21 protein-coding genes and 1 pseudogene are annotated in these 24,743 nt (G+C 58.4%); 10 read left to right on the top strand and 12 right to left on the bottom strand.

What is annotated here, in order from left to right; all coding sequences use genetic code 11:
• Positions 1-94: 94 nt before the first annotated feature.
• Positions 95-898 carry a tetratricopeptide repeat protein gene (locus AC0L2M_RS00320; RefSeq protein ID WP_287237138.1) on the bottom strand — a complete coding sequence of 268 codons (804 nt, stop codon included), beginning with the start codon at positions 896-898 and terminating at the stop codon, positions 95-97.
• Between the two features lie 84 nt (positions 899-982).
• On the opposite strand from AC0L2M_RS00320, the gene AC0L2M_RS00325 reads away from it, so the two are divergent.
• Positions 983-2,023, top strand: coding sequence for an EscU/YscU/HrcU family type III secretion system export apparatus switch protein (locus tag AC0L2M_RS00325; RefSeq protein ID WP_287050275.1), 1,041 nt, complete (start codon positions 983-985; stop codon positions 2,021-2,023).
• A 65-nt stretch (positions 2,024-2,088) separates the two neighbouring features.
• On the opposite strand, the gene AC0L2M_RS00330 is transcribed toward AC0L2M_RS00325, so the two are convergent.
• Positions 2,089-3,135, bottom strand: a complete 1,047-nt coding sequence (locus AC0L2M_RS00330) for an SGNH/GDSL hydrolase family protein (protein ID WP_473533727.1) — start codon at positions 3,133-3,135, stop codon at positions 2,089-2,091.
• A gap of 487 nt (positions 3,136-3,622) precedes the next feature.
• The gene (locus tag AC0L2M_RS00335; protein ID WP_473533728.1) at positions 3,623-4,678 is read right to left on the bottom strand and encodes a hypothetical protein; all 1,056 of its coding nucleotides are present in this window, start codon (positions 4,676-4,678) and stop codon (positions 3,623-3,625) included.
• Here AC0L2M_RS00335 and AC0L2M_RS00340 point away from each other — a divergent pair.
• The 3 genes from AC0L2M_RS00340 to AC0L2M_RS00350 all read left to right on the top strand — a co-directional run bounded on the left by AC0L2M_RS00340 (position 4,652) and on the right by AC0L2M_RS00350 (position 8,255).
• Positions 4,652-5,290 (top strand): hypothetical protein, encoded by a 639-nt coding sequence (locus tag AC0L2M_RS00340; RefSeq protein WP_287237134.1) that lies wholly within the window; start codon positions 4,652-4,654, stop codon positions 5,288-5,290. The two genes, AC0L2M_RS00335 and AC0L2M_RS00340, sit on opposite strands and share 27 nt — an antisense overlap.
• Before the next feature lie 533 nt (positions 5,291-5,823).
• Positions 5,824-6,108, top strand: coding sequence for a hypothetical protein (locus AC0L2M_RS00345; protein ID WP_128172190.1), 285 nt, complete (start codon positions 5,824-5,826; stop codon positions 6,106-6,108).
• Positions 6,105-8,255: a GDSL-type esterase/lipase family protein gene (locus AC0L2M_RS00350; protein WP_128172189.1), complete on the top strand. Its 2,151-nt coding sequence runs from the start codon at positions 6,105-6,107 to the stop codon at positions 8,253-8,255. Before AC0L2M_RS00345 ends, AC0L2M_RS00350 begins: the two co-directional genes overlap by 4 nt.
• A gap of 175 nt (positions 8,256-8,430) precedes the next feature.
• Here the strand turns inward: AC0L2M_RS00350 and AC0L2M_RS00355 are convergent, their stop codons facing one another.
• From AC0L2M_RS00355 to AC0L2M_RS00365, 3 genes are all read right to left on the bottom strand, one after another.
• On the bottom strand, positions 8,431-9,402 hold the full coding sequence (locus AC0L2M_RS00355; RefSeq protein ID WP_287227076.1) for a Vgb family protein: 972 nt from the start codon (positions 9,400-9,402) through the stop codon (positions 8,431-8,433).
• Between the two features lie 253 nt (positions 9,403-9,655).
• Positions 9,656-9,949: a hypothetical protein gene (locus AC0L2M_RS00360; protein WP_419696442.1), complete on the bottom strand. Its 294-nt coding sequence runs from the start codon at positions 9,947-9,949 to the stop codon at positions 9,656-9,658.
• A 313-nt stretch (positions 9,950-10,262) separates the two neighbouring features.
• Positions 10,263-10,985 (bottom strand): Crp/Fnr family transcriptional regulator, encoded by a 723-nt coding sequence (locus AC0L2M_RS00365; RefSeq protein WP_287345894.1) that lies wholly within the window; start codon positions 10,983-10,985, stop codon positions 10,263-10,265.
• A gap of 391 nt (positions 10,986-11,376) precedes the next feature.
• Here AC0L2M_RS00365 and AC0L2M_RS00370 point away from each other — a divergent pair, with 391 nt between their 5' ends.
• Positions 11,377-12,744: an exopolysaccharide biosynthesis polyprenyl glycosylphosphotransferase gene (locus tag AC0L2M_RS00370; protein WP_473533729.1), complete on the top strand. Its 1,368-nt coding sequence runs from the start codon at positions 11,377-11,379 to the stop codon at positions 12,742-12,744.
• Positions 12,745-13,187: 443 nt separating this feature from the next.
• On the opposite strand, the gene AC0L2M_RS00375 is transcribed toward AC0L2M_RS00370, so the two are convergent.
• Positions 13,188-13,997: a sulfotransferase family 2 domain-containing protein gene (locus AC0L2M_RS00375; protein ID WP_473533730.1), complete on the bottom strand. Its 810-nt coding sequence runs from the start codon at positions 13,995-13,997 to the stop codon at positions 13,188-13,190.
• A 61-nt stretch (positions 13,998-14,058) separates the two neighbouring features.
• Here AC0L2M_RS00375 and AC0L2M_RS00380 point away from each other — a divergent pair.
• Positions 14,059-14,160, top strand: a pseudogene (locus tag AC0L2M_RS00380) (IS5/IS1182 family transposase); the annotation flags it as partial.
• A 74-nt stretch (positions 14,161-14,234) separates the two neighbouring features.
• On the opposite strand, the gene AC0L2M_RS00385 reads toward AC0L2M_RS00380, so the two are convergent.
• The 5 genes from AC0L2M_RS00385 to AC0L2M_RS00405 all read right to left on the bottom strand — a co-directional run bounded on the left by AC0L2M_RS00385 (position 14,235) and on the right by AC0L2M_RS00405 (position 20,501).
• Positions 14,235-14,783, bottom strand: coding sequence for a polysaccharide pyruvyl transferase family protein (locus tag AC0L2M_RS00385; protein WP_473533731.1), 549 nt, complete (start codon positions 14,781-14,783; stop codon positions 14,235-14,237).
• A gap of 126 nt (positions 14,784-14,909) precedes the next feature.
• The gene (locus AC0L2M_RS00390) at positions 14,910-16,058 is read right to left on the bottom strand and encodes an acyl-CoA dehydrogenase family protein (protein ID WP_473533732.1); all 1,149 of its coding nucleotides are present in this window, start codon (positions 16,056-16,058) and stop codon (positions 14,910-14,912) included.
• Positions 16,058-17,620: an amino acid adenylation domain-containing protein gene (locus AC0L2M_RS00395; protein ID WP_473533733.1), complete on the bottom strand. Its 1,563-nt coding sequence runs from the start codon at positions 17,618-17,620 to the stop codon at positions 16,058-16,060. Before AC0L2M_RS00395 ends, AC0L2M_RS00390 begins: the two co-directional genes overlap by 1 nt.
• An 8-nt stretch (positions 17,621-17,628) precedes the next feature.
• Entirely contained in the window at positions 17,629-17,889 is a 261-nt protein-coding gene (locus AC0L2M_RS00400; RefSeq protein ID WP_287177291.1) for an acyl carrier protein, read from the bottom strand.
• Positions 17,886-20,501, bottom strand: coding sequence for an SGNH/GDSL hydrolase family protein (locus tag AC0L2M_RS00405; RefSeq protein ID WP_473533734.1), 2,616 nt, complete (start codon positions 20,499-20,501; stop codon positions 17,886-17,888). Before AC0L2M_RS00405 ends, AC0L2M_RS00400 begins: the two co-directional genes overlap by 4 nt.
• A gap of 342 nt (positions 20,502-20,843) precedes the next feature.
• Here AC0L2M_RS00405 and AC0L2M_RS00410 point away from each other — a divergent pair, with 342 nt between their 5' ends.
• The 4 genes from AC0L2M_RS00410 (at position 20,844) to AC0L2M_RS00425 (ending at position 24,733) form a co-directional block, all read left to right on the top strand.
• Complete coding sequence (locus tag AC0L2M_RS00410) at positions 20,844-21,041, top strand: hypothetical protein (protein ID WP_287177289.1); 198 nt, start codon at positions 20,844-20,846, stop codon at positions 21,039-21,041.
• A gap of 962 nt (positions 21,042-22,003) precedes the next feature.
• Positions 22,004-23,251 carry a glycosyltransferase gene (locus tag AC0L2M_RS00415; protein WP_473533735.1) on the top strand — a complete coding sequence of 416 codons (1,248 nt, stop codon included), beginning with the start codon at positions 22,004-22,006 and terminating at the stop codon, positions 23,249-23,251.
• Positions 23,252-23,270: 19 nt separating this feature from the next.
• Positions 23,271-23,486 (top strand): hypothetical protein, encoded by a 216-nt coding sequence (locus AC0L2M_RS00420; RefSeq protein ID WP_473533736.1) that lies wholly within the window; start codon positions 23,271-23,273, stop codon positions 23,484-23,486.
• Positions 23,483-24,733, top strand: coding sequence for a glycosyltransferase (locus AC0L2M_RS00425; RefSeq protein WP_473533737.1), 1,251 nt, complete (start codon positions 23,483-23,485; stop codon positions 24,731-24,733). Before AC0L2M_RS00420 ends, AC0L2M_RS00425 begins: the two co-directional genes overlap by 4 nt.
• The last annotated feature ends 10 nt before the right edge of the window (positions 24,734-24,743 follow it).

Genomic DNA, 24,743 nt, shown 5'->3' on the forward strand with positions numbered 1-24,743 from the left:
AACCGCTCTATCCCCTTGTTGTTGCGCAATTCCCCAGGGAAAGCGCTATGCGCTTTTCCCGGGAAAACCGTTTCACACTTTTCCTGGAATTGCGCTAGCCGAGGATAGAGCCGAGCGCTTTCGCCCTTGCCTGTGTGCTGCCCTTCGCCCGGATGGTTCTGGCACGCGCAAGCAAGGTATTCACCTCCTTGGTCGCCAGGCCGATCGGCGGCGAGGCCCTGACCTGGTCGGCCTGGCCAAGAAGTCCGTAGACCACGACGACGTTGCGCTTGTGATGCAACTGCGCATTGGGTGCGGCGGAGATCTTCTGGACCAGCGGGAGTGCTGTGGCGGAGTTGCCTTCGAGCGCCGCGGCCAACGCCATGTTGCTCTCGACGTCGAGATCCCCCGGCGCAAGTTTCAACGCCTGAGCAAAAGTGGTCTGCGCCTCCGCCGTCTGGCCGGCGAATGTCTGCGCCACGCCCAGCCTGATATAGGCGCTGCTGGTATTGACCAGCGGCGCGGCCTGCGCGAGCGCGCGCATGCCGGCATCGATATCGCCCGTTTCCATCATCGCCGAGCCAAGCCCGAGCATTGCCCCTCCGTCATTGGGCGCTTTTGCCAGCGCGGCCTGATAGGCTTTAGCCGCCTCGGCGGGATAGCCGGCTCGCATATAGGCCTCGCCCGCCTTGACGAAGGCGCTCGGCTTGGCATCCGGCATCGCTGCCGCGCGCTGGTAGAGCGCGATTGCGGTGCCACTGTCTCCCTGCGCATGGATATCGTCGGCAAGCTTGATCAGGCGCTCCGATTGCGACGACGGGCCCTGTGCCTTTGCCTGCTCGGTGTCGGTTTTGGTCGTCTGACAACCGGTCACCGCCAGCATGGCGACGACGGGCAAGAACACGACGTGCAGCCGCATATCCACCTCTCCGTATTCAAGCCCGCCGCACCTTACACACGGCCTTGGCCGACTGGAACCACAACAGTGCGATAAGATTGCAACATGGCCGAAGAAGCTGAGGAAAAGAAACTACCGGCGTCCGACAAGAAGCTTCGCGACGCTCGCCGCAAAGGCCAGGTTTCGCAGAGCCGCGACCTGGCCTCCGGCTTCACGCTTTTCGCAGCGCTTGGCTATCTATATTTCGCCTGGCCGATGCTCTTCGGGCACCTTTCGGAACTCGTGCAGACCGTGACCGCCCCCGGCGATTCGTTCGTTGAAGTCAGCCTGCAGGCCATCCGCCATTCGTTGTCATTGCTGATGCTTGCCACCTTGCCGCTCGTCGGAATCGTTGTCGTTCTCGCCGTGGTCTTCGGCATGCTGGGAACGTTCGGGCCGGTCTTCTCGTTTGAACCGCTCAAGCCGCAATTCGATCACATAAACCCGGCGAAGGGTCTTCAGAAGATCCTGTCGCTGCGCAACGTCGTCGAGTTCATCAAAGGCCTGGCCAAGGTGGTGTTGCTGGCCGGCCTGTTCGCATTCCTTTTGATCGCATGGCTGCAGCCGCTCTTCGATGCTCCGGGATGCGCTCCGTCATGCCTGGAGCCAATTATCAAAGCGGTGCTGACACCGCTTGGAATTGCCGCCGCCCTGGCCTTTGTCGTCATCGGCGTGATCGATGTTCCTATTCAGCGCTGGCTGTTCCTGCGCGACATGCGCATGACGACAACCGAATACAAGCGCGAACACAAGGACCTCGAAGGCGATCCGTTGATTCGACATGAACAGCAGCGACAGCGGCGTGAGGCCGTGATGCAACCGGCGAAGCTCGGCGTGAAAAACGCGGTCATCGTTTTCGTGTCCGGCGACCGCTCAGTGGCATTGCGTTACGTCAGGGGTGAAACGCCGGTGCCGACGGTCGTCGGCAAGGGCCAGGGCCGAGCGGCTGACGAGATGACGGCTCAAGCACGCCAGGCAGGTATTCCGGTGATCGAGGATGCGGCCGTCGCCGGCCCACTCTTCGAAAATACGAACACCGGAGCTTACATCGGCCAGGAGATGTTCTCACCGGTCGTACGCCATCTTGTCCGGCTCGGGCTCACTTGAGCCATGCGCGAACCGACCTTGCCGCAATGCCTGAGCAGCGCGGCAAGGTCAGCAGCGACAGCCGACTACTTGGCTGAACCCAACAGGACGTCGAGATCGACCGCGTCTGCCATTGCCTTGTATCCCGCGTCGTTGGGATGGAGGTTATCGCCGCAGTCGTAGTCGTCGCGCAGATACCCCGGCTTGGCCGGGTCTTCCATCACCTTGTCGAAGTCGACCACGCCATCGAAGCCGCCGCCGGTGCGGATCCATTCATTCACCGCGACGCGTATCTTTTCCTTCTCTGGTGTGTAGTAGCCCTCGGTAGGAAGCCCTTTGAAGGTGTCGGCGAAAGGGGTCAACGTCGCGCCTACAATGCGTACGCCATGGGCGTGCGCGCGATCGATGAGTTGTTTGTATCCGGTGATGATGTCTTGCGCCGTCGGTTCCTTGTCGTCCGGCGTGATTGCATTTTCGCCGGGCCAGCCGATATCGTTGATGCCCATCATAAGGACGACGGTCGAGACTTTGGGATGGCTCAGTATATCAGAATCGAAACGTCCCAAGGCATTGACACCCATACCGTCGGTCAACACGCGATTGCCCGAAAAGGCTTCGTTGACCACCGCGACCTTGCGGTTGGCCTCCTGCAATCGCTTGGCGATATGGTCTGGCCAGCGATTATTGGCGTCAGGGGTCGAGCAATTCCCATCCGTGATGGAATCCCCGAAAAACACGATCGCCTCGGATTCCGGCACGGCGTCAACCCATATGTCGCTCAGAAACAGGCGCGATTTGAGTGTGCTGTCAGCCTTGAACGCAGCCTCGTTTGTGTAATTGCCCGGGCCGGAGATGTAGGCGGTTTGCACACCATCCCAATGCACCGACGACAGCGCCGTCTTCTTCGGCAGGAAAATGCTGACCGAGATTTCGGAAAGCGCTTCTGCCGTGAGAGCGATGGGGTCGCTGAGGATCGGAGCTCCCGGCGGAACGACCACAGAACTCTTGCCGCCCCAGGTCAGAGGCTTCAAGGTCGCCTGATCGACGTTGCCGCCCTTGCCTGCTATTGCGACGCTGCCGGCACCGACGGTCAGCGGCTTTTCGCCGAAAGCATTCGACAGCACGATCCGCACGCTCTTGCCGCCAACGCTGATGCGGGCGACCTGGCGGACGGTCTGGTTCTCCAATACCTCCGGCACTCCGAAAGGCGCAGGAAGATCATCCGACCAGCGCGGAGCAGGTGTGGCAGCCCAAGTGGTGATCCAGGCTCCCGTTTCGGCGCCTTGTGCCGAAAAACCTGCGATCGCGGAACCGGCCGCCACAGCTGCACAGATCAGGATAATCTGACGTCGACGCGGCTTCCTCCCTGCTGCGGCAGAAAGCACCGATGAAACTCTATCGGTAAAAGCAAAAGGCCTGATGAGCCGCATTTTTATCTCCTCCTCGAGACATGCTGGTAATGCCGCCGCCGGCCTTATTATGACGGGCTGCCTGGGGAATGAAATTCAACTTCCGTGGCAGTTTTGGACCAGCGTCAGGGGCAAGGATGCGAGCGTGGAAACTGGGGCCGCCTACAGTCAAAACTCGCGTGCTGAAACGTCCGCAGCGTCCTCGCCGGATTCACTGGCGGACATCGATCCTGGGCCCCAATGTCTGGGTCATGACCCGCCGCACGACCTTGCCATCCGCGACATCGAGGCAGACGGTATCGACCAGGTATCGATACGCGACGATGTCGCGAGGCTCCAGCGCCTCAAAAGCGCGGTGCAGGAACGGCATGGAATAATGATGGTGTGGATAGAAGTTATAACCGACCGCAACAGCCGAGCTCGCCAGGTTCACGGCGCGATTGTGCTGGCCAAGAATAAACGGCGCCGGGCGGGCCGCATCGTAGTCAGGCGGCGTGATCGGCTGTTCGACTGGATAGGCGCACTCGTTCGTAACCTTCATGATCTCGTAGTTGGACGAGGCAATTTCCGACGACTTTGGCTGCACCTTCCTGATCCCGATCTGGCCCCAAGCTGAGGTCGGAACGTGGCCGGATTCACGGCGATATTCCTGATAGCCGAAGTGACGGGCATAGAGCAGATAGGAAGCGTCGCGGAAAAAGCTCGGTGCGACCCGCACCCAGTCACCTTCTTTCGTCAGCGCCTCGAAATGTGCTTGCCGGATTTGCCTTGAATCGTACCAGCCGAGCCGCGCGTTATAAAAGACCGCGTCGCCGAATATGGTGACAACAATCCCGGTTACGATGGCAGTCGTGGAAAACGAACTTTCCTTCATTCTCGTCAGAACTGCGACGATCAGACTGTTCAAGATGATCCAGTGCAGAAAAAGGGCGCCGCTCAGAAGGAATATCCCGATATGCATGATATCGAAGAACGCGGTCAGCCCGATGAGCCACCGCCTGCGCAAAAAAGCGAGAAAGCATAGAAGCTGCGCAGCAAGGATAACGACATTCATCGGAATCTGGACCGCCCTGACCGCTTCATAAGCATGAGCGAGCAGCGATTCGGAAAAGCCCAGCGGGGCCGCGCCCAACCCGTACCCGGCCAGCATAATGGAACTGGTCGGGTTCTCCAGGATCCAGCTCAACGGCCCTCCGTCAAGCGTGACCTTGGCCATCCCGGACATGAAGTAGTTGCCAAAATGGGCGCCGATTCCGGCAAGCAGCAATATGCCGGCAGCCTGGGCCGCGAACTCCCTGGTTCCGAGTTCGTCAGGGTTGGGCAGGTACCTGGTGAAGGGCTTCAGCCGGCTCAAGCTCTGCAGCAGGCCAAGGCCCAACAGGCCACAGGCCAGGAAGAGACCGACCTCAATCAACGGCGCATAGTCGTTGCGGCCCAGTTCCACAGCATCGGAAACTGCCCGCGTGACGTTCTTGTGGAAGGCGAAATAGACCATCGGAAAAATGGCGAAGGATGGCCGCAGGATCGAAAAAAGCGCCGCCACAAGCGCGATCAGGCGAGAATAGACGAGTACATTGCCCAACGCGTCGGCGCGAGCTGCGTCGGCAATGCCGAGTTCGTCTCCAAGCCCGAAGCTGAAGAGGCCCAGCGTTATCGCCAGTCCGACGACGATAATTCGCGCAGCCCGCGCCTCGGCGGGATAGCGCACGAATGCAAAAAGGCAGCAAAGCAGAGCCAACCCGATGGCGCTGACCGTGGCGAGGGCAGGATCGTGCCACGCCACGCGGGAGGCCGCCTTCTCATACAACAGGATCGGAACGACCCCGCACAGGACCGGGAAAAAAAGAAGAGCTGCAAGGACATAACGCTCAACGGGTGAACGCTCGATGCCGACTGACGGCCAACGCCGGGCGCTGCCCGCTCCGATGCTCATCCCATGCTTCTCCCGTCTTCCGGAATTTTCGCCTCACCTCTTCGGTGCTCGGTGCTCACCTTCCCGGGGGACGGGATGAGCCCTCACGCAGCCACACGTTGCCGCCGGATATTGCTGCACTGCAACAGGATGCGTACTACAACCTAAACGCACAGGCAACGACGAAAGTTCAAGCCGCCCCTGGCTCAATGCGCGCGCGCAATTTGTGCCAATTACCGATAAATGCCCGCGTTAAATTGCCGACCTGTCGCAATTTGGTACAACAACAGCAACAGCGGTCGCCGCCCGCGTCACCGTGCCCGGTGTCGAGCCAGGGTATTGCAGGCTCAAAAAAATGTTGCCAATCTACCCAAAGTAGTGGCAAATATTATGTTGCAGTGCCTAAGAGTGCGATGCAACATTGAATTTGTCTCGCTGACCTGCAGAAAACCGATCGCATCGGCGTCAGGTGCAGGTCAGTGGCTGAGAGGCCATGGACAATGGTACTCGACACCCGGGTCAAACAGGTCGCCGACGAGCACCACGGTATCGTCGTGATCGGCGTTGGCTTCGATTCAGGCTTTTTCCTGCACCAGTTCGTCGGACGGAGGAAAGCTCGTGTTCTCGTCCCCGAATGGGGACGCCACAATACGGATGATCGGCAGCTCGAACGCCGCGCAAACAGCAATATCCGGGACGAGGACGCCGGCAGATCGTGGACTCACACGATCGGCCTGGTCGGTCATGCCCGTGAGCAGCTTTGCCAGGGGGAGAAAATGCTATGACGGTGTTCCATGATAGCAGCCGTCCGGACGCTTTCATCGGCGGTGCCGGTTCGGACGCAGTCACTTACGGCGCTTCGTCCCGTGGAGTCATCGCCGATTTGGCTTCCGGCCATGCCTACAAGTTGCTGTCGATACTGCCGCTGGGCGATTCCATTACCTATGGCGTGATCGCGAGTTCTTCCGATACCGAAAGCGGCGGATATCGGAAGTTCATGCTGGAACAGTTGGCGGCACTCAATGTGAAGATCGACTTCGTCGGTTCCTCGTCCAACGGACCCGCCAGCATGGGCGATCGGGATCACGAGGGTCACCGCAACTGGACGCTCAATCAACTGAACGGCATCGACAACGATGTTGTGGCAGCTACGAAACCCGACGCCGTGCTGCTGATCGCCGGAACAAATGACAGCTCGACCGATAGCGTGCCAACGATGCTGCAGGATCTGCGCAGCCTTTTGCTCAGCCTGACCTCCAGCGATCCCTCCTTGACCGTCTTCGTCGGATCCTTGCCTCCCGTTCGCGTTGGCCAACAGTCGCAAGCGCGTGCAGACCGTGTCGATGCGTATAATGATGCAATGCCCGGTCTGATCTCTGAACTGGCCGCCCAGGGGCACAAGATCGCCTTTATCGACATGCGTGATCTGACTCCAGGTGACATCACCGCGCCGCCGCTTGACAGCGGGCTGCATCCGACTGCCGGGGGCTATGCAAAAATCGCCTCACATTGGATGGCCGCCCTGGAACAACATCTCGGCCTGGACGGGACCGGTATCGGAAGCGACCGCGACACCTTCACCAGCATCGAAAATCTTACAGGCTCTTCCTTTGCCGACCAACTCGGCGGAAACGAGGGAGCCAATGTGCTGGATGGGCTGGCTGGCGATGATTTGCTGGAGGGCCGCGGCGGCTCCGACCAACTCATCGGCGGGGTCGGCGCCGACACGCTTGTCGGCGGCACGGGTAATGACGTCTACTATGTCGACAATGCCGGCGACAAAACCATCGAGGCGACCAATGGCGGCGTCGACGAGACGCATGCTTATACAAACTGGACCCTGGCCGACAACGTCGAAAACCTCTTCCTGAGGTCGGCTGCCAATCTGGCGGCAAAAGGCAACGGGCTCGCCAACACCATGGTCGGCAATGGCGCAGCGAACACGCTCGAAGGCCTCGGCGGCGACGATCGGCTGGAGGGCCGCGGCGGGTCGGACCGGCTCGTCGGTGGTCTTGGCGCCGATATCCTCATCGGTGGAACGGGAAACGACAGCTTCGTCTTCGCCGCCGGCCATGGCCACGACACCGTCACCGACTTCGACCTTTCCGGCGAAGATCTCCTGGAGATTTCAGGCTACCAAAGATATAGCGAACTCCGGCAGGTCGGGAGCGACACGCTGGTCGTCTTCTCCGACAGCGACACTGTTCTCCTCAAAGGCGTGACCAGCGCCTCCTTGAGCAGTTCGGATTTCGTCTGGATCGATCCACTCGACGAGCCGCCGCCGGGGTCAATCGTAGGCAATGACGGCAACAATACGCTTGCCGGCGGTCCCGGTGCGGACGTCATTTATGGAATGGGCGGCAGCGATATCTTGAACGGAAAAGCGGGCGCCGACACGCTTGTCGGCGGCGCGGGTGATGACGTCTTCCATGTCGACAATGCCGGTGACAAAACCATCGAAGAGAACAATGGCGGCTTCGACGAGACGCATGCTTATATAAACTGGACCCTGGCCGACAACGTCGAAAACCTCTTCCTGAGGTCGGCTGCCAATCTGGCGGGAAAAGGCAACGAACTCGCCAACACCATGGTCGGCAACGGCGTAGCGAACACGCTCGAAGGCCTTGGCGGCGCAGATCGGCTGGAGGGCCGAGGCGGGTCGGACCGGCTCGTCGGTGGTCTTGGCACCGATATCCTCACCGGCGGAACGGGAAACGACAGCTTCGTCTTCGCCGCCGGCCATGGCCACGACACCATCACCGACTTCGACCTTTCCGGCGATGATCTCCTGGAGATTTCAGGCTACCAAAGATATAGCGAACTCCGGCAGGTCGGGAGCGACACGCTGGTCGTCTTCTCCGACAGTGACACGCTTTCACTAAACGGTGTCCTCGTCGCAAGCGTCTCGAACAGCGATTTTCTCTTCGTGTAGAGCGGCATCTCGCTGACATGCGGTCTCTTCGCGCAAATTGCCCTTCGTCGTTGGCTAAAGCGCGTCGCGTTTGGCCGGGCCTCATGCGACGCGCTATAGGTTGTTGTTTTTATGCATGTCGTTATCGCAAAACCGCTGCACACTTTTACGCGACATGCATTAGACCTCTTTTGCTTTATTCGCCCGTTTCGGTCTCGATCAAGACAAGGCGGTCGGTACCGGACTCCGCACCCCATACCTCGCCGGAGCGCCCGTTGAGCTGGCGCACGTTGGCGTTGTCGCGGTCGGACGGGAAGCTCGCGAAGGTCTGCGTTTCCGGGTCGAAGCGGACGATGGCGTTCGCGCTGAAATCGGTGAGCCAGACCTTGTCGCGTTCATCGACATAGACGGCATAGGCCTGGGGCTCGTCTCCGGGCAGCTTCCAGCTGCGCCAGTCATTTGCGGCCGGATCGAAGACGCTAACCTGGCCGGCGTTCCATTCGCTGACCCAGATGCGGCCTTTGGAATCCGACCAGACGCGGCGGGCGCCCTGATCCGCGGTCGGCGGGTCGATCGGGGAAGCCTCGCCGGTCGAAACATCGATCCTGGCGATATGGTTGCCGGCGAGCGAGGCGTAGTAGACCTCACCGGACGGCGTGGTTGTGATCCCGTAGGGGCCGCGACCGCGCGGAGCGTTCCAGACCTCGACCTTGCCGCTCGCCGGATCGAGCCTGCCGTAGATGCCCTCCTGCCCGGTGAACCAGAGCCTCCCGTGTTTGTCGAAGGAACCGGTGTTGAGGTTCGCGTAGCCGTGCCCCTCGGGGAGTGGAAAGGCCTTCACCGCTTCTGTTTCGGCATCAACGCGCACGATGGCGTTGAGGCCGCCGTCGGTCACCCAGGCGGCGCCGTCGGGACCGACGATCACGCCGTGCGGCGCCGAGCCGTCGCCAAGGGTGATGTGCCTGACGGCGCCTGTATCAGGATCGAGCCGCCCAAGCGCGCCCTGTCCCTGGGCGGTGTACCATACGGAGCCATCCGGCGCCGGAGCGACATCGTGCGGGCCGGCGCCCTCCGGAACGGGATAGTAGCGGACCTCCTCCGAGGCGGCACGCGCGGCCACCGAGCAGAGCAGCGCGGCGAACAGCGCCGACGCAATCGTACGAAACATGGCGAACTTCTCACATCGCGCGTTTCAATTTGCACAGCGAGCGATCCACGTATCCTTTTCGCGCCACTGCGGCGGCCGAGCCGCAGATGGCGAGCTCGCCGTGTCGCTTGCCGATAAAGTCAGGAGCTAGTGCAGCCCCTGCCCTCGCCCAGGCCTGCAAGCCAGAATCGTCGATAGGCAGTAGCATCGTGGGAAAACCTGCGTTACGACGACGCAACCGCGGCTCGCAATTGGACTTGGCGTGCGGAAGGCGTCAGCTTTGCCGCAAAAGTTCCCGCGCCAACTCTTGCCATTCCTCATCAAGCGTCAACGTCGACGGCACGGCGTCGCAGCGACGATACCAATATTCCGCGTTCGATTGATCGCCTTCCTTGCGATGCAGGTAGGCATGCACGCGCATACCGGCCATATCGTCGCGCAGTTGCGCACGCTCGTGCGCCTTTTCCCAATCGCCCTTTGCATCCCACCACAGCGCCTGCAGGGCAGGACTCAAGCCGGCGGGCGGCTGTGATTTCGCAATCGAATCTCTGAAGGCTTGCGTATCCATTTTTCCACCGACGTGATGTACATGGGCGGAGCCGATGATAGTGTAGTCCCGGATTCTCCAACAGCAAAGTCGTGCCGAGCACAGCAAAGAGGCGGTGCCCTGGTGCCATCGTCCAATCTCGGGCGCAGTCGACGCAGTCTGCACGGCAGTGAGCGGTGTCTCGTTACCTACGAAGGCGCTCATGTCCGGTGCGGCGACCTACGACGCCGACGTAAAGGACTTTACCGTGAGATCCGAGCACGACCGGCACCACTTCCGGTTCATTATCTTCCCGGAGGATGGCGTGGAGATGCCCGAGCACACGGGAAAGGCATCATTGAACGATCAAACGCGAGTAGCCAAGAGCAACAGACTCTAATGCGGTGCGATTGAGAATCGTCAGCGAGCCGTGGTCGTATTGGGTCAGATACCGCCGTTCCCATTCTCTCAGGCAACGATTCACTTTCGCTCGAGACGCCGGGATCATTGCCGCGAGGTCGGTCTGCGAAATGTGGATGCTCAGAGCTCCATTCACGGTAGCCGTGCTGTGCGGGGTCTCAGTCAATCGCAGGAGCGTGCTCGCCAATCGAGTGGACAGGGCATTCGACGCACTGTGGATCACTCGCTCTTGCGCGTCGTGCGTTGCTTGGCATAAGTGCGGGATCACCTTCAGTGCGAGATCTGGGTGCTTGTCGAAGACACTAGCCATGAAAGCTGCTTCGATTTGGAGCAAGTCGCTGTCCACAACTGATGCAGCGTTCATGTTACTGTGTCGCGCGATGAACAATCTAGTCAAGTCGAAAGTGTCACCCGGACCGAGATCGGAATAGATGAATTCTCGGCCATCTGAGAGGGGAACACTAAGACGAACTTTTCCATGGATTATGTAGTAAATATAACGCGGTATGTCCCCAAGGTGAGTTAAGACTTTATTCTTTGGAACCCTCCTTAGGATGGCTGCTTTCGCCATTTCACTAAGAGTATCTTGCCCAAATTGCCGAAATAAGCGTATTTTGTTCAGCTGTTTGACCCGAACCTCAGCGCCATTTTCTGCCATGGCTCCCTCTCCCTCCCTGATAGGGTAAGCGCCCCGGTCCCCTCAAGCATTGCCTTGACCACCTCTTTGAACGAGTCCGATTTCCGGTCCGTTCTCGCGCAGACGCGTTAAGGCAGAAAATATTAGCACATTAGGATACGATAAAATAGCGACTCGTCTGTGCCCGGGGTAACAGCGGCATGTCTCTGAGACATTTAAATCAAATCTAACCGACTGGAAGCCGTTGGGATAATCCCCTCCTTATGGGTTGGCGTGTGCCATGACCCAAAGAGGAGAAGGGATGCAACAGGATTCGGGGGGTCGTCTTATGCGGCATGCACCAACCGAGGCGTCGCGTGCGCTCTGGAAGCGGAGCGTAGAGCCGCTACGGCTCCCCGTGGGAGCAGTTTGCGTGTTTCTCGCAACTGCTGATTTCCTCCTTGGACAGACAATACTTCTTGCGTCAATTGAGCTCTATCATAGGGCCTTCGAGGTGAGGCCGCCGGATATCTGGGATTCGATCTGCCTAAGTGTTACCGCCGGCCTATTGTTGGTCGCATTCATGACCGCCAGGGGCGCCTACACGGTTAGTGGCATCCTGGACGATCACTGCAGGATCAAAACACTCTTTAGCGGCTGGCTGTTTGTTTTCTTTTCAATTCTCTGGCTCGCCTTTCTCACGAAGACGACGTCGACGTTCTCGCGCGGCTCCTTGACGCTGGCGTTTGCGGTCGGATTCCCAATCCTGCTGCCTGGCCACGCGGTTCTAGCGCGTGGGCTGAAACGGCTTCTGGCGGCTGAGAAACTCGTGTTGCGCACAGTTTATCTGTTTTACTCTGGCGTTCCTGGAAAGGAACAGGGGATAATCAACAAGCTTGGGCAACAGGGCATCGCGGTTTGTGGTGTTTCGAACATCGAGAACGATGATGGCACGATCGCAGCACGATCGGTGCATGCCGCCGCCGCAGCTGCACAGGCTGCGTTCCGTAATGGCTCGTATGGGGCAGTTTATCTCTTTTGCTCTTGGGACCAGCGGAAGTTGATCGAACGCATCCTGGAGGAAATGTCCCGCCTACCACTGCCGATCTATCTTTTCGCCGACGCCTACATAGATAGAATTCTGGCTGGATGCCCGCTGCACACCGGCTGGCAGCGAGCCTTCGAAGTCCAGCGTATGCCGTTGAGGCCTGCCGAACGCCTGCTCAAGCGGTTGTTCGACATTGCTGTTGCATCCCTGCTCCTGCTGTTCCTGTGTCCGTTGATGGCCTTGGTCGCATGTGCCATTGCGCTCGAGAACGGTCGCCCTGTGCTGTTCCGGCAGATGCGACGAGGTTTTGGTGGTAAGCCGTTCAATATTTACAAATTCCGATCGATGACGGTGCAGGAGAACGGTACACAAATTCGCCAGGCTCAGCGTAATGATGCGCGGGTTACCCGACTTGGCCGAATATTGCGCCGGTCAAACATCGACGAGCTGCCGCAATTATTCAACGTGCTTCGAGGGGAGATGTCTCTGGTTGGGCCCCGACCTCACGCCATCGCTCATGACGATACCTATAGTGTGATCATTGCGAGCTATGCTTATCGTCATCATGTAAAACCCGGTTTGACAGGCTGGGCTCAGATCAATGGCTTTCGAGGGGAAACGAAGGAACTCTGGAGGATGGAAAAACGCGTTGAGCACGACCTCTGGTATATAAAATCCTGGAGCATGCTTCTCGACGTTAAGATAATTTGGAAAACTGCTCTACTGATCTTTTCGGATCGTGATGTCTATTGATGTATAGCAGCTTCTCAGGAAGCTAAATGGATTTATGCAGTCCATCCTCCGACCGATTGAACGGACAATTTTGATTCTGATGCTTCGGGCGATCCGCCGCCAGCGAGTACATCGAGCCTCACAATCGGGTTCGCGCCCGTTCAGTCGCCGGACAGTGGCGCATCTCGCAGGCTAAATTTAGCTCAAATGCGAAAATCAACGCGACGCGGGGAGATGGTCGGAGCAACACATGACGGAACCTCAGCAAAAAGCCGGGGGCAGTCGGATCTTGCCACACAACGGTTCAGGACGGACCACGGGCTCATTGCGGCGAACGAAAGCAGGCTTGCTGGGCGGCGCAGCCGCCTTCAACACGAGAAATTGTGCAGTCCTATGAGCTTCCGCTCGACGGCATCCGGCTCTTGATTTCCTCTAGAATGTTGGTTGCGCGCGCGATGCGGCTGTTAGAAGGCATATCTGAAGCGGTCGATGTCTTCCTCGTATCGTTTCTCGACTATTGCCCGCGTGTAGCTATTGTACACGTCGTGACGAGCACGAGTGTTCCCGAATATGTTCGTTCGCGGCATCTGGAAATCTGGTTCACCGAGAACGTCACGCAGTCGATCGATCTCGTCCGCAATCTGCTCAAGTTTGAATACGTGATCGCATCTGTACTCGTTCTTTACGCGCAGGAAAGCGCTCTGAGATACCCAGTGGCGATCGGCAGATTCATCCGTCCCCTCATCGGAGCCGAGCCAGCTAACGAAGTCATCGAAGGGCATGAATGGGCGAAGGCCCCGGTAACGTGCGATTCGGTGCGCCCGGCGACGTCCCCGGTCCAGTCTTGCAATCTTATCCCTATAACAGCTGTAGACCCTGTCCCAGGGATTGCGAACGACTGCCATCACGCGAAATTTTCTTCTGATCGAGTCCTTGTGCAAGAGAGACTGGAGTGAAGTTGTCTCAGACCACACGCCTTCCTGCTCGGACCAACGGTCGAGAAACGCTGCCATAAGCGATCTGCTGCCGGATTTGGGGATTGTTACGACTATCGCCTCATGCCGGAGAGAAACGAGTACGTCAGTTTCGAGAGTGGGCACAGGTCGGTTCTGTAGTGAGAACAATATTCGTCTTGCTGCAATGTAAGCGAGTTGCGCTCTGGTTTGCCAGGGGTCTGAATCGCGCGTGAGATAAACGCTCTCCCGTAGGGGATTCTCGTGAGAGTACTTTGCGGATATAGTCATCCCAGGTTCAGCGCGTTGTTTATTGAACATGGACCTTCGTCCTCTAAATGTCCATCTGTTCCAAAAAGAATTGAGTGGATTTCAGCAGGTTGTGATTCCGTCGGATTTGCGAGATTCGATGGAGATCACGATGGCCTGGACTGAAATCACCCATGCGCATTATGAGCGGCGTTGTGCCCGCTACGCAAGCGACGCTCATCTGCCTTCGCTGCCTCGATCCGGAAAAACGCCCGAGCAACATGATCGGTGCGCTCGAGGCAAAGAGCCTTATTGCAGATGATGCACGGAACGGGAAGAAGCTCCGAGTACCCCCTCAAGCGACCGTGACAGTCGTGTGTAGTGTTGCATCGCATTTTCTACAATCACGGGGTTAATAGCCTCGCTACCGTCTCGTATGATCTTTTGTATGGCGCCTGGAAATAGAAACAGAAAAAGCAGCTTATGAATATCCCCGATCCCCCAGAAAAAAGAGGATCTGTTGATACGCTTGTACAAGAGTCTTGTTTTCTCCACTCCCGAATATGCAATACATGGCACGCCGTAGCTCACTGCAATTACGCCAAAGTGCAGTCGAGTAGTAATCAGCAGATCAAGCGAAGACGCCTCGCCACATGCATCTTCCACGTCAGTTAAAATTTTGCTGCTGCAATTATCTTGTGACAGGTTGGCGCAAAACGCTCCGAAATATCCATCTTTCTTTGGATTGATTTCATAGAAAATGAAATCTATATCTTTGCGAATTCGTGTTACAATCTGCGGTATGCGTTTTGCCAACCGAGACCGACGGGACGAACCAAGGTAGATGTTGAGCCCCACACGTAGACGCGAGCGCCCTTTGTCATATCTACTTCCAGAAATTCTGCGGGAGGTCGTCCATACGACATCGGGCCCAGCGACAGCACACGCCGCCCTTCACCGGACAGGTTCTGACCACAGCCGTCATCAAAGCCCCAGCCAGCCAGCAATAATGTTGCGCTGTATCTCAGAAGTTCCGGAATAGAGTTTGCTGCCGATGGCATCTCGCACGGCACGTTCGACGTCGAATTCGCTCAAGAAACCATAGCCGCCGAAGACCTGGACGACATCGAGCGTGGTGCGAACCAGCGATTCGCTCACAAAGAGCTTCGAAACGGCCGCGTCGAGGGATACGGACTGGGATCGCTCAAGGCCCCACGCCGCCTTGTAGGCGAGCAGTCGGGCCGCCTCCACCTGCATCTTCATGTCGGCAATCTTATGGGCGACCGCCTGGTGCTTGGAGATGGCCTGGCCGGACTGACGTCGGGTGCGCGTATAGTCCACTGCCTTTTCCAGAAGCCGCTCCATGGTGCCTACATGACTGGCGAACAGGCACGCCCGCTCCCAGTCCATGCTATGAGCGAACAGCCTGGAGCCGCCGCCCACTCCACCGAGAATAGCGTCCTTCGAAACAAATACGTTTTCGAAGACAAGCTCCCCGATCGGAGACGTCCGCAGTCCCATTTTTTCGAACTTTTGCGCGACTCGATAGCCGGGCAGCGCACGGTCCACGAGGAAGCTCGTGATGCCGCCGAAATACCCCTTGGCGCGGTCAGTGACAGCAAAGACGACGGCAACATCTGCCACCGGCCCGTTGCTCACGAAGGTCTTCGTGCCGTTGATTAGAAAGCCGTCGCCATGAGGCTCCGCCCGGGTTTGCATCGCAAATGCATCGGAACCCGACTCCGGTTCGCTCATCGCATTGGCTGCGATCAAGGTGCCATCACAGAGCCCCGGAAGATATCGATTCTTCTGCTCTTCAGTGCCGAACTTCCAAATCGGCACCACGCAGGCCAGAAGGTGGGCGCAGATCGAGAAGACCAAGCCGGAATCCTCGCAGCCGTAGCCAAGCGCATCGATTGCAATGGCCGTGGACAGGGAATCGAGACCGGGTCCCCCGTAGGCCTGGGGGACTGGCAGGCCGGTCAGGCCCATCTGAGCGCAAGCCCCCCACAACTCGCGCTGGAATACTTGGTCTCGGTCGCGCTGCCTGATATCTTTATTGAGCTTATCTTGCGCGAAGCGAAGGATCTGGCCACGCAGGATACGCTGCTCCTCGTTCAGCGCGAAATCCACTACTCCATCCTCATCAGATGCTGGTAGTCGATTTTATCTGTCGATGTCTTGGGAAGTAACTGCTGATGCGAGAACCAGTCCGGGGCCATGTAGGCCGGCAAGTTGTGGGCGCAGAACCGCTTCAGCTCGATGAGCGACAGCGCATGGCCGTCGCGCGAGGCATAGAACACCGTTATGGAGACGCCCGACTCCTCCGAGCGAGCGATCGCCGCTACCTCGGAGATCGCTGGATGGCGATAGAGCGCCGTCTCGATCTCACCGAGTTCGATCCGATATCCCCGTCTCTTCACCATCCGGTCGCGTCGACCGCGGAAGGTGTAGACTCCGCCATCGCCTTCGATCACTACATCGCCGGTGCGGTACCAGCGACCGCTTGAATCGACATGAAAAGCGGCGCTTGTTCGCTCAGGCATGTTCCAATAGCCCAGCATCACGGGCGCACCGCTGATTGCGAGCTCGCCTTCCTGGCCTCGCGGCACGTTGCGACCATTCGCATCGATCACGCGTGCCTTTACATGCGAGCAGGCGCGCCCGATCGGAAACGGCGCCGAGCGGTCTTCGGCGATCGTCTGCGGGATTTCGTAGTAGGTACAAACGTTGGTTTCGGTTGGGCCATAGAGATTCAGGTAGCGTGCACGTGGGACCACGGCCTTTAGCCTGCGCAGATGCTTGACCGGAAAAACCTCCCCGGCAAATAGAATGAACCGAAGAGCGTGGTCGTCACGAGCATCAAGGCTGCCGTGCTCGACCAGAAGCGTGAGTACGGAGGGCGTGGAATACCAGACGGTCAATCGCCGCTCGGCGATAACCGACGCCATGCGAAGCGGATTCTTGCCGAGCTCCTCACCGATCAGGAATACGGTCGCGCCGTGCTTCAGCGGTACGAAGACGTCGAGGATAGACAGGTCGAAGTGGAAGGGCGCATGGGAGGAAAAGCGGTCATTCTCGTCAGGGGCGAGGATCTCGGAGCACCAGTCCACGTAGCTCGAGCCATTGCGATGCGTCAGCATCACGCCCTTCGGCTGGCCGGTCGAACCCGAAGTGTAAAGCACGTAAGCGAGGTTGTCCGGGTCCGGCCGCGCCGATTCGTCCTCCACCGCCAAGTCGCCGGCCTCTACGCCAGCCTGGTACGCCGCGAGCGGCGAGGCACCGTCGGACCAGTCGAGCGGCAAGAGACAAGGTTCCGCAGCCAAGCGCGCCAACTCACAGCGCAAAGTTTCGGCTCGGGACGCCTCCACGAAAATCGCGCGCACGCCGCAGTCGTTAAATATGAACGCGTTACGCGCGGGCGGTGCCAGAGTGTCGACGGGCACATAGGCCGCGCCCACCTTTAAGATGCCGAACAGAACAGCGAGCGAGGCGATCGATTTTGGAAGGCAAATGCCGACGCGGTCCCCCAGCCGGACGCCGATCCGACGCAGATGGTCGCCGACTTGGTCCGACAGCGCGTCGAGCTCGCCGTAGGTGATCTGTCGTCCGGAGCTCGCCTCGACTGCGGCGCACGTCCCGGGATACCGCCTCGCGCTCTGTTCCAGGTACTCGTGCAAGATAGCGACCGGCATGACGGGCTCTACGTGCACGCCTGCTTCGATTGCACGAAATTGGCAATATGGGCGATGGAGTTCAGGTTCTCCGGCACGAGTTCGTCGGGGGCGATTTCGATGCCGCAGGACTTTTCCAGGTACGTAACGAGCTTAAGCGTCGCAAGCGAGTCGAGAATGCCGCCAGTTATAAGCTCCGTTGAATCCGTCAGATTCTCCGGCCTTTCACCGGGCAGGAACTCCTTCAATATGAAATCCCTGGTCATCGTCCTGATCTGGATCGTGTTCATTGTCCCTCCTTTCGTGGAGCAGCCGCAAGGTTCAGGGGAATTAGATCCCGGTGTTGCCGCAGCACCTCGTAAAGCTTGTCGGCGATAAGCCGATGGCCGGCGGCGTTTGGGTGATCATCCCAAGGTGCTACAAGAAGGGTCCGCCAGTCGTACCCGTCATACACATCGGAAAGATCGAGAACGTCGAATCCAGCCTCGGCAGCGAGGCGCCTCTCCACCTCGGGACTGGTCCTCTCGTCTACCCTGGGCAGATATATCCAAAAGGCCCCGACACCTTCTCGCTTCGCAGTTTCCACGATTCGAGAATAGATCGCACGCAGAAGTCTCTCTCCGTAGGGCGTGAGCTTTCTTTTGAGCACCTCGGGGTCGGCCCTGTGATCTATCCCGCTCTCGCGTACAATGTCGCGCACGAAGTCGTAGCGATATGCGGAGCCATTCTGCATTGCTATGATGAGGTGGTCTAGCATTCGCGTAATAAGCGCGCTGTGCTCGAAGTAAAAGATGTAGTTTGGTTTGAATGCAATCACCCGGTCCTCGATGATGGCTAGCATGTCCACAGAAGTATAAGCCCCAACGCCAAAGTTCAGCACGTCGTAGTGTGGATACCCGCTGTCGGCCGCCTGCTCATTCATCCGCTGCTCCAACAAGCCTTCGAAGGTCTCGTCATCTGCGACGCCCGCGCCGAAGATGATCGAAGCGCCGACGACTGCAATTCGCAGGGTGCCGGGAGAAGGAAGCTTTTCGTAGTCCTGGTCTCGCATGCCCCAGCGGTTGATGTGGACCCGGTGTCCCCTATATTCTGCTTGGGAGAGTGGACGCAGATAGATCGAAGGAAGCGCACCCGTAAACTCAATCAGCGGCGTCTTGTGTAAATTGACCCATCGCTCGTCTCGTCGTTGGCCGTAGACAATCCACAGTTCTGGGTTAAAAGCGCTGACATTGACGAGATTCTCGTAGTAGCCGCGCTCCAGGTTCTCGTTGTCGCGGCTATTGAGGTTCGGCGCTCTAATGTCGGCCATTGCGGTACTCACAGTCTCGCCGAGGCGATCGCGAAACCCGGGGAGCGAGATGCAAACCGCGATCAACCCGCAGACACCGACCGACGCAACCGACCGCCGAAAACTGTATTGGCGGTCGGCGGCGCCCCGCGCGAGCGCAAGGGCAGGAATGCCAATGATAGCTGCTATCGTGAGCAGCACGATGGCGGGCGTTGTTTTGCCAGGGCCTTCCACACCCACGGTTTCGAAGACCGAGAACCATTGCGGGACCGAGCTCGCGCTCCAAAACGACCAAAGGAGCGAGATGACGACGAACACGCCGATCGTCCGGCCAGCAGTTTGCAGCGCACCGTTCCAGCTTAATGCCCCGCCACGCAGGCGCCGCGTGCGACCGTGCCGCATTTCATAGTGGGCGTTGATCGTCACAAGCACGGCCAGGATCATCCAGAAGAGGAAGTCGTTCCAGGTGAATACCCAGGTGCCACGTAACCAGAACCACTGATAGTTGTGCAGCAGCCAAGTCGCGAGGAACGCGAGGAGGGTCGCGCTGACCAGCGCTACGCTCTCTCCCCAGCGTCGAAAACGAAAATACAATGGATAGTACACAATTTTCATTATGAAATCCTTCCAGTATATATTTATTCTACGCCAGAAATCTGTGAAACTTGAGGAAAGAAAGTACAAATTGTGGGTTTCTGGAAGGTTGAATCCAAATAAATGCAAAATCCCGGTGATTATGTGAAAAGTTCCTGAAACCTTCAGATAAAGTAAAAATGGCCATATGATAAATTGCAAAAGCTCAATCTGATTGTGTACATCCGCAGCATCGATCACAAACCGCTGGTACACGATACGGTAGCATATTAAATGGATAGCGCCGCGAAACATCCACTCAACACCTGTTTGATAGATATAATGCCGGTCAGCATTGTAGTAGCTGCTACGGAAAGTTCTAAAATCTACGACCGGAAAGAGCGGGAAGCACACGTTCGGCAACATGAAAAAATAGGCGAGACGTTCCGAAACCGTCGCCATCCTCTGGTCACGCCGCATTTCATACGCATAGACAATGAGACGGAACATGAACATTGAAGCGAGCACGGGCCAGACGGCGCGCGTCCACGGGATCGCAATCCAGTCCATTCGTGCGGCGGCGAGCCCGCAGCCGGCGCCAACCAGCGCCAGCACTCTCCATCCAAAAGTGATCGGTAGGTGGACAATTCCGATCAGTACGAGCCCAATGGCGGCGATCCAGGCGGCATCGATGAGGCCCTCAAATCTCCAGTGGTGCCAGTTGGGCCCAAGGTTCGCGAAAACTGCGGCGATAGCCGCGAACGAGAGCAGCACGAAAAACGGCAGCCGGTAACGCTGTGGCAGGAAGTAGTGCACGCACCAGCCGGCGAGGGCAACGAGCAGGACGCGGACAAGCGCAGTAGTCTCGAGCCTGAGGAGATAGACCAGCGCGATGAAGAGGGCCATCTCGCCGGCTATGGCGAACCAAGCCAGGATGCTTCTCGACTCAGTCCCCGTAGGATCCGCCGACCAGGGAAGAGACAATGTCTTGATCGAATGCACGCTCGCGCGCCGCAACCAGCTGCCAGCGGACATCGACAAGAAGTAGCTTCTGGGCACGCGAAAGATCCGCAAGCTGCTGGTCCCCTCCCATGGCTCCCATCCCTGACGGGTAAAGCGCCCGGTCCTTAGAGCGTTGCCTTGACTTCTTTGAACGAGTCCGGTTCCGCGCAAACGCAGAAGTACGTAAGTATATCAGAGAAAAATCGCTCCGCTGTGCCCGGGGTAACAGCGACCCGTCTCTAAGACGCTTAAATCCAACAAGCTAAATCTGACCGATTGGAAGCCGATTCCGAATGGGATCGATCCGCGCCGCGAGCCGAACGCCGATGGCAGCCGACGCTCTATTTGCGTTGGCCATCTTAATCCGGAACGCTCGAGCACATGGTCGACGAGTTCGCGGCACTTCCCGCCGAGGCAGAGGCGCAACTCACCATCCTGGGCGATGGCCAATGCCGCGCCACTCTCGCCCGGTCGGGCCTTTCCAGCAGGGTCACTTTCGCTGGCGCGGTCGAAAATGTCTTTCCATTCCTGTGGGAGGCTGAATTCTATCGTTCGACCTCGGTGTCGGAAGGTCGTTAAATACATGTCGCCCTGCAGGGCGGGGCGCGAGGCTTTTCACAGTCCATATCAAACCTGGCCATTGTCACGTCAGACACAAGGGCCTGGCGAGGAAGCAATCAACGAAACCAGATTTATGTCGATGGTGCGCTGTTCCTAATGCATTCCTGTTGGCCGCGGAGGCACTTCGGCTCGTGGCTTGCCCACTCAATCTTGCGGTCGATGGTCGAGTTGAACGGGAAATTCGTGACGTAGGTCGAATTCGAGCAGGCGAGAGATTGATTGCATGCGTCGCCCTCGGCCCTATGGCAGGTACTGCCATCAGATTTGCCAGGTCGCCGCGCAGGCCGATTGATGAGTGGTCTCGTTTGTAACCGAGGAGTAAGTCTCCGCTGGCGCTTGCAGAGCGATCGAACCAAGTTAGCCTCTCGGGGAAGGGACAATGTCTTGATCGACTGCCCGCTCGCGCGTCTCAACCAGCTGCCGCCGCACATCGATAATAAATAACGTGGAGCACGCGAAAATCCGCAAGCTGCGGATCCGGCCCCTCCCATAGCTCCTGTCCCCTGACGGGTAAAGCGCCTGGTCCCTTAAAGCGTTGCCTCCACTACTTTTTAACGAGTCCGGTTCCGATCCGATTTCGTAAAAAAACGCGATAAGGCAGAAGTATTGGTACAAGGTATACCACAAAATAATCACTCCGCTGTGCCCGGGGTAACAGCGGCAGTTCTCTGAGACGTTTACATCCAACAAGTTAGATCTGATCGACTGGAAGCCGTTGGAATAACCCTCCTTACGGACTGCATGTGTCATGGCCCAAGAAGGACACTTAGGATTCGGGGTTCATCTCACGGCATGCACCCACCGAGGCGTGGCATGTTACTCCAATGCAGTAGCACCGATATCGGGGAGCATGGACCAAAAGCGCGGCTGGGCATGGGAACGCACCCAACGGATAAATTCAGCGCGATCGGTGCAGCGATATGAAAGTACAGGACGCGGAAGGCAAGATTGACTTGGGGCGTCGACTGCGTATCGCTCATGTCATCACCCGTCTCATCAATGGCGGTGCTGATGAGAATACTGTCCATTCCTGCAATTGGGCCGCGCAAGGGGGGCATGATGTTGCCCTGCTACATGGCGAGACGGTCCAGCCGGAAATCAGAGCTAAAGTGGACCCGCGGGTGGAACTCATTGGGGTCCCGGGCTTGACCCGATCCATTTCGCCTGTCTCCGACGTGAAGGCATTGTTGGCGCTTACGCGGACGTTCCGCGCCTTGCATGCCGACATCGTGCATACGCACACCAGCAAGGCAGGCATTCTCGGGCGGCTCGCCGCATGGGCGGCGGGAGTTCCAGCGATCGTTCATGGCGTGCATATCGTGCCTTTTGTCAATGTCGGCGTCGCCGAGCGGTTTGCTTATCTCGCCTTGGAAAAGCTGGCAGCGCCAGTCACCAGTGCGTTCATCAGTGTGAGCGAGGGCATCCGCGACTTATGCTTGAGCGCGGGAGTGGGACATCCAGACAAACATTATGTCGTCCATTCCGGATTCGATCTCGATCGTTTTCGCAACGCCGGTCCGCCCGACGGTTGGCGCGATTTGTTGCGCTTGACCCCGGACGCGCCGCGCCCGTCCGTGCTCTTGATGATCGCGGCTTTCGAGCCACGCAAGCGACACGCGGAATTTCTGGACGCTTTCAACAAAGTCGCCGTCCGGTTACCCGACGCGGTGCTTGTGCTCGCGGGCGACGGGCCGCTTCGCTCGACCGTGGAATCGCAGGCTAGGCGGCTTGGGCTCGAGCGACAAGTGGTCTTTACCGGTTATCGGGACGACCCCGAGCGGCTGATCGCGCTCGCGGATCTCTGCCTGCTCTGTTCCATGCGGGAGGGATTGCCCCGCGTGGTCATGCAATATCTCGCCGGTGGCAAGCCCTGCGTCGCTTGCGATCTGCCAGGTCTTCGCGAAGTGCTCCGCCCTGGTATCAACGGTGTGATTACACCCGCGGATGATTTGGCAGCGATGGCCGACGCCATTGCCGCCCTCCTGGAGGATCGTGCAAGACTGGCCTGCCTCGCCCAAAGTGCCGCGGCGACGGATCTTTCGAACTGGGACGTCAAGCTGATGGGCAAGCGGACCGATGCCATTTACCGCGCGGCTCTTAACCATCATCGGGCAAGCACGGGAGTATCAACAACACCTCCCGTCCGAAATGTGGCTCTTCCGCGATGAACGGGTGCAGCCTATGTGTTTGACGGTGATCGGGCAGCTTGCCGGATTGATTAGCGGTGCAAACTTTGCCGATTTCGGGGATGAGGTGGAGTGCGTCGATCTGGACGACAAGGGGATCGATGCGCTGAAAGGCAGTGAGATGCCAAAGAGGCATCTTCTTTTTTGCGCATGGGACGGGGTTGTAATCTTGGTGGCCGCCTTGGCTCCAGGAACGCTATCCGGCGGACTGATATGATTGCAGCAAAAATCCCCTCCGCTTATCCGATGAAGACCCCGCGAGCCGAAGCTCTTCCCAGCATACGTGTTCTGCTCGTGCTTCCAACCTATTTTCCTGAGTCATATGGCGGCGGCGAACAACAGGCGCGGCGATTTGCTCGGGCGCTGGTTGAAAGCGGCGTTTCCGCAACCATTCTGGCACCCAGACTGTGGCACTCGACCCCGAAACGGTCCGCCATCGACGGGGTGCCTATCCATCGCCTTCGTTTGCGCGCGGCTCCGTATTTGGGCGGGCGGCATATGCTGTCGTTCCTGTCGTGGTGTGTCCAGGTTTTGATCTGGATGCTGCGCCGTCGCGACGAATTCGATGTCGTACATATCATCCATGCCCGACTTCACGCTGTTCCGGCGGCATTGGCAGGAGCCCTCCTGCGCAAACCGGTTCTCGCAAAATTGGCCCGGGGCGGACGGTGTTTCGATCTCGACGTTGTGCGTGAAAAGAAGATCATCGGTCGCTGGGCGTCCGCCTCGATTAAACGTCGCGTCACGGCCTTCATCGCCAATAGCCGCCAAATCGCTGGTGATCTGAAGAGACATGGCATCGGCGCGGATCGCATTCATATGATTCCGAATGGGATCGATCTGCCCCGCAAGCCGCGCCGCGAGCCGAGCGCCGATGGCAGCCAACGCTTTATCTGCCTTGGCCGTCTCGATCCGGAAAAATGCGTCGAGCACATGATCGATGCGTTCGCGGCACTTCCCGCCGACGCAAAGGCGCAACTCACCATCCTGGGCGATGGCCAGTGCCGCGCCGCGCTCGAGGAACAGGCGGCCCGGTTGGGCCTGTCCGGCAAGGTCACATTCGCCGGGGCGGTCGAAGATGTGTTTCCCTTTCTGTGGGAGGCTGATTTCTATCTTTCCACCTCGGCGTCGGAAGGCATGTCAAACGCCCTGCTCGAGGCCATGAGCTGCGGCGTGGTCCCAATCATCACCGATGTCAGCGGTGCGTCCGACATTGTGGAACATGAGCGCAGCGGCTTTCTGGCCCGCTCGCATGCCGAGTTTTCCGGGCTTCTTCGTCGCGCGCTCGGCCTATCGGAAGCCGAGCGCTATGAGATGGCGCAGCACGCAGTACAGACAATCGCCGCGCGGTTCAGCATGGAGAGCGTCGCCCTGCTCCAAATGGAGCTATACTCCACTCTCATGCGGCAGCATGTGACGTCTGAGAGTAACATGCTCGGTACAAAGAGGAGATTCGTCTGGTAGCTGCTTTTGC

Source organism: Mesorhizobium sp. WSM4806, from assembly GCF_055811635.1.

Bases quoted from the DNA above. Each gene is read 5' to 3' on its own strand.
- AC0L2M_RS00320 (WP_287237138.1), bottom strand. From the start codon at position 898: ATGCGGCTGCACGTCGTGTTCTTGCCCGTCGTCGCCATGCTGGCGGTG.
- AC0L2M_RS00325 (WP_287050275.1), top strand. From the start codon at position 983: ATGGCCGAAGAAGCTGAGGAAAAGAAACTACCGGCGTCCGACAAGAAG.
- AC0L2M_RS00340 (WP_287237134.1), top strand. From the start codon at position 4,652: ATGGGCGCCGATTCCGGCAAGCAGCAATATGCCGGCAGCCTGGGCCGC.
- AC0L2M_RS00345 (WP_128172190.1), top strand. From the start codon at position 5,824: ATGGTACTCGACACCCGGGTCAAACAGGTCGCCGACGAGCACCACGGT.
- AC0L2M_RS00350 (WP_128172189.1), top strand. From the start codon at position 6,105: ATGACGGTGTTCCATGATAGCAGCCGTCCGGACGCTTTCATCGGCGGT.
- AC0L2M_RS00355 (WP_287227076.1), bottom strand. From the start codon at position 9,402: ATGTTTCGTACGATTGCGTCGGCGCTGTTCGCCGCGCTGCTCTGCTCG.
- AC0L2M_RS00360 (WP_419696442.1), bottom strand. From the start codon at position 9,949: ATGGATACGCAAGCCTTCAGAGATTCGATTGCGAAATCACAGCCGCCC.
- AC0L2M_RS00365 (WP_287345894.1), bottom strand. From the start codon at position 10,985: ATGGCAGAAAATGGCGCTGAGGTTCGGGTCAAACAGCTGAACAAAATA.
- AC0L2M_RS00375 (WP_473533730.1), bottom strand. From the start codon at position 13,997: ATGTTCAATAAACAACGCGCTGAACCTGGGATGACTATATCCGCAAAG.
- AC0L2M_RS00395 (WP_473533733.1), bottom strand. From the start codon at position 17,620: ATGCCGGTCGCTATCTTGCACGAGTACCTGGAACAGAGCGCGAGGCGG.
- AC0L2M_RS00400 (WP_287177291.1), bottom strand. From the start codon at position 17,889: ATGAACACGATCCAGATCAGGACGATGACCAGGGATTTCATATTGAAG.
- AC0L2M_RS00410 (WP_287177289.1), top strand. From the start codon at position 20,844: ATGGTCGACGAGTTCGCGGCACTTCCCGCCGAGGCAGAGGCGCAACTC.
- AC0L2M_RS00415 (WP_473533735.1), top strand. From the start codon at position 22,004: ATGAAAGTACAGGACGCGGAAGGCAAGATTGACTTGGGGCGTCGACTG.
- AC0L2M_RS00425 (WP_473533737.1), top strand. From the start codon at position 23,483: ATGATTGCAGCAAAAATCCCCTCCGCTTATCCGATGAAGACCCCGCGA.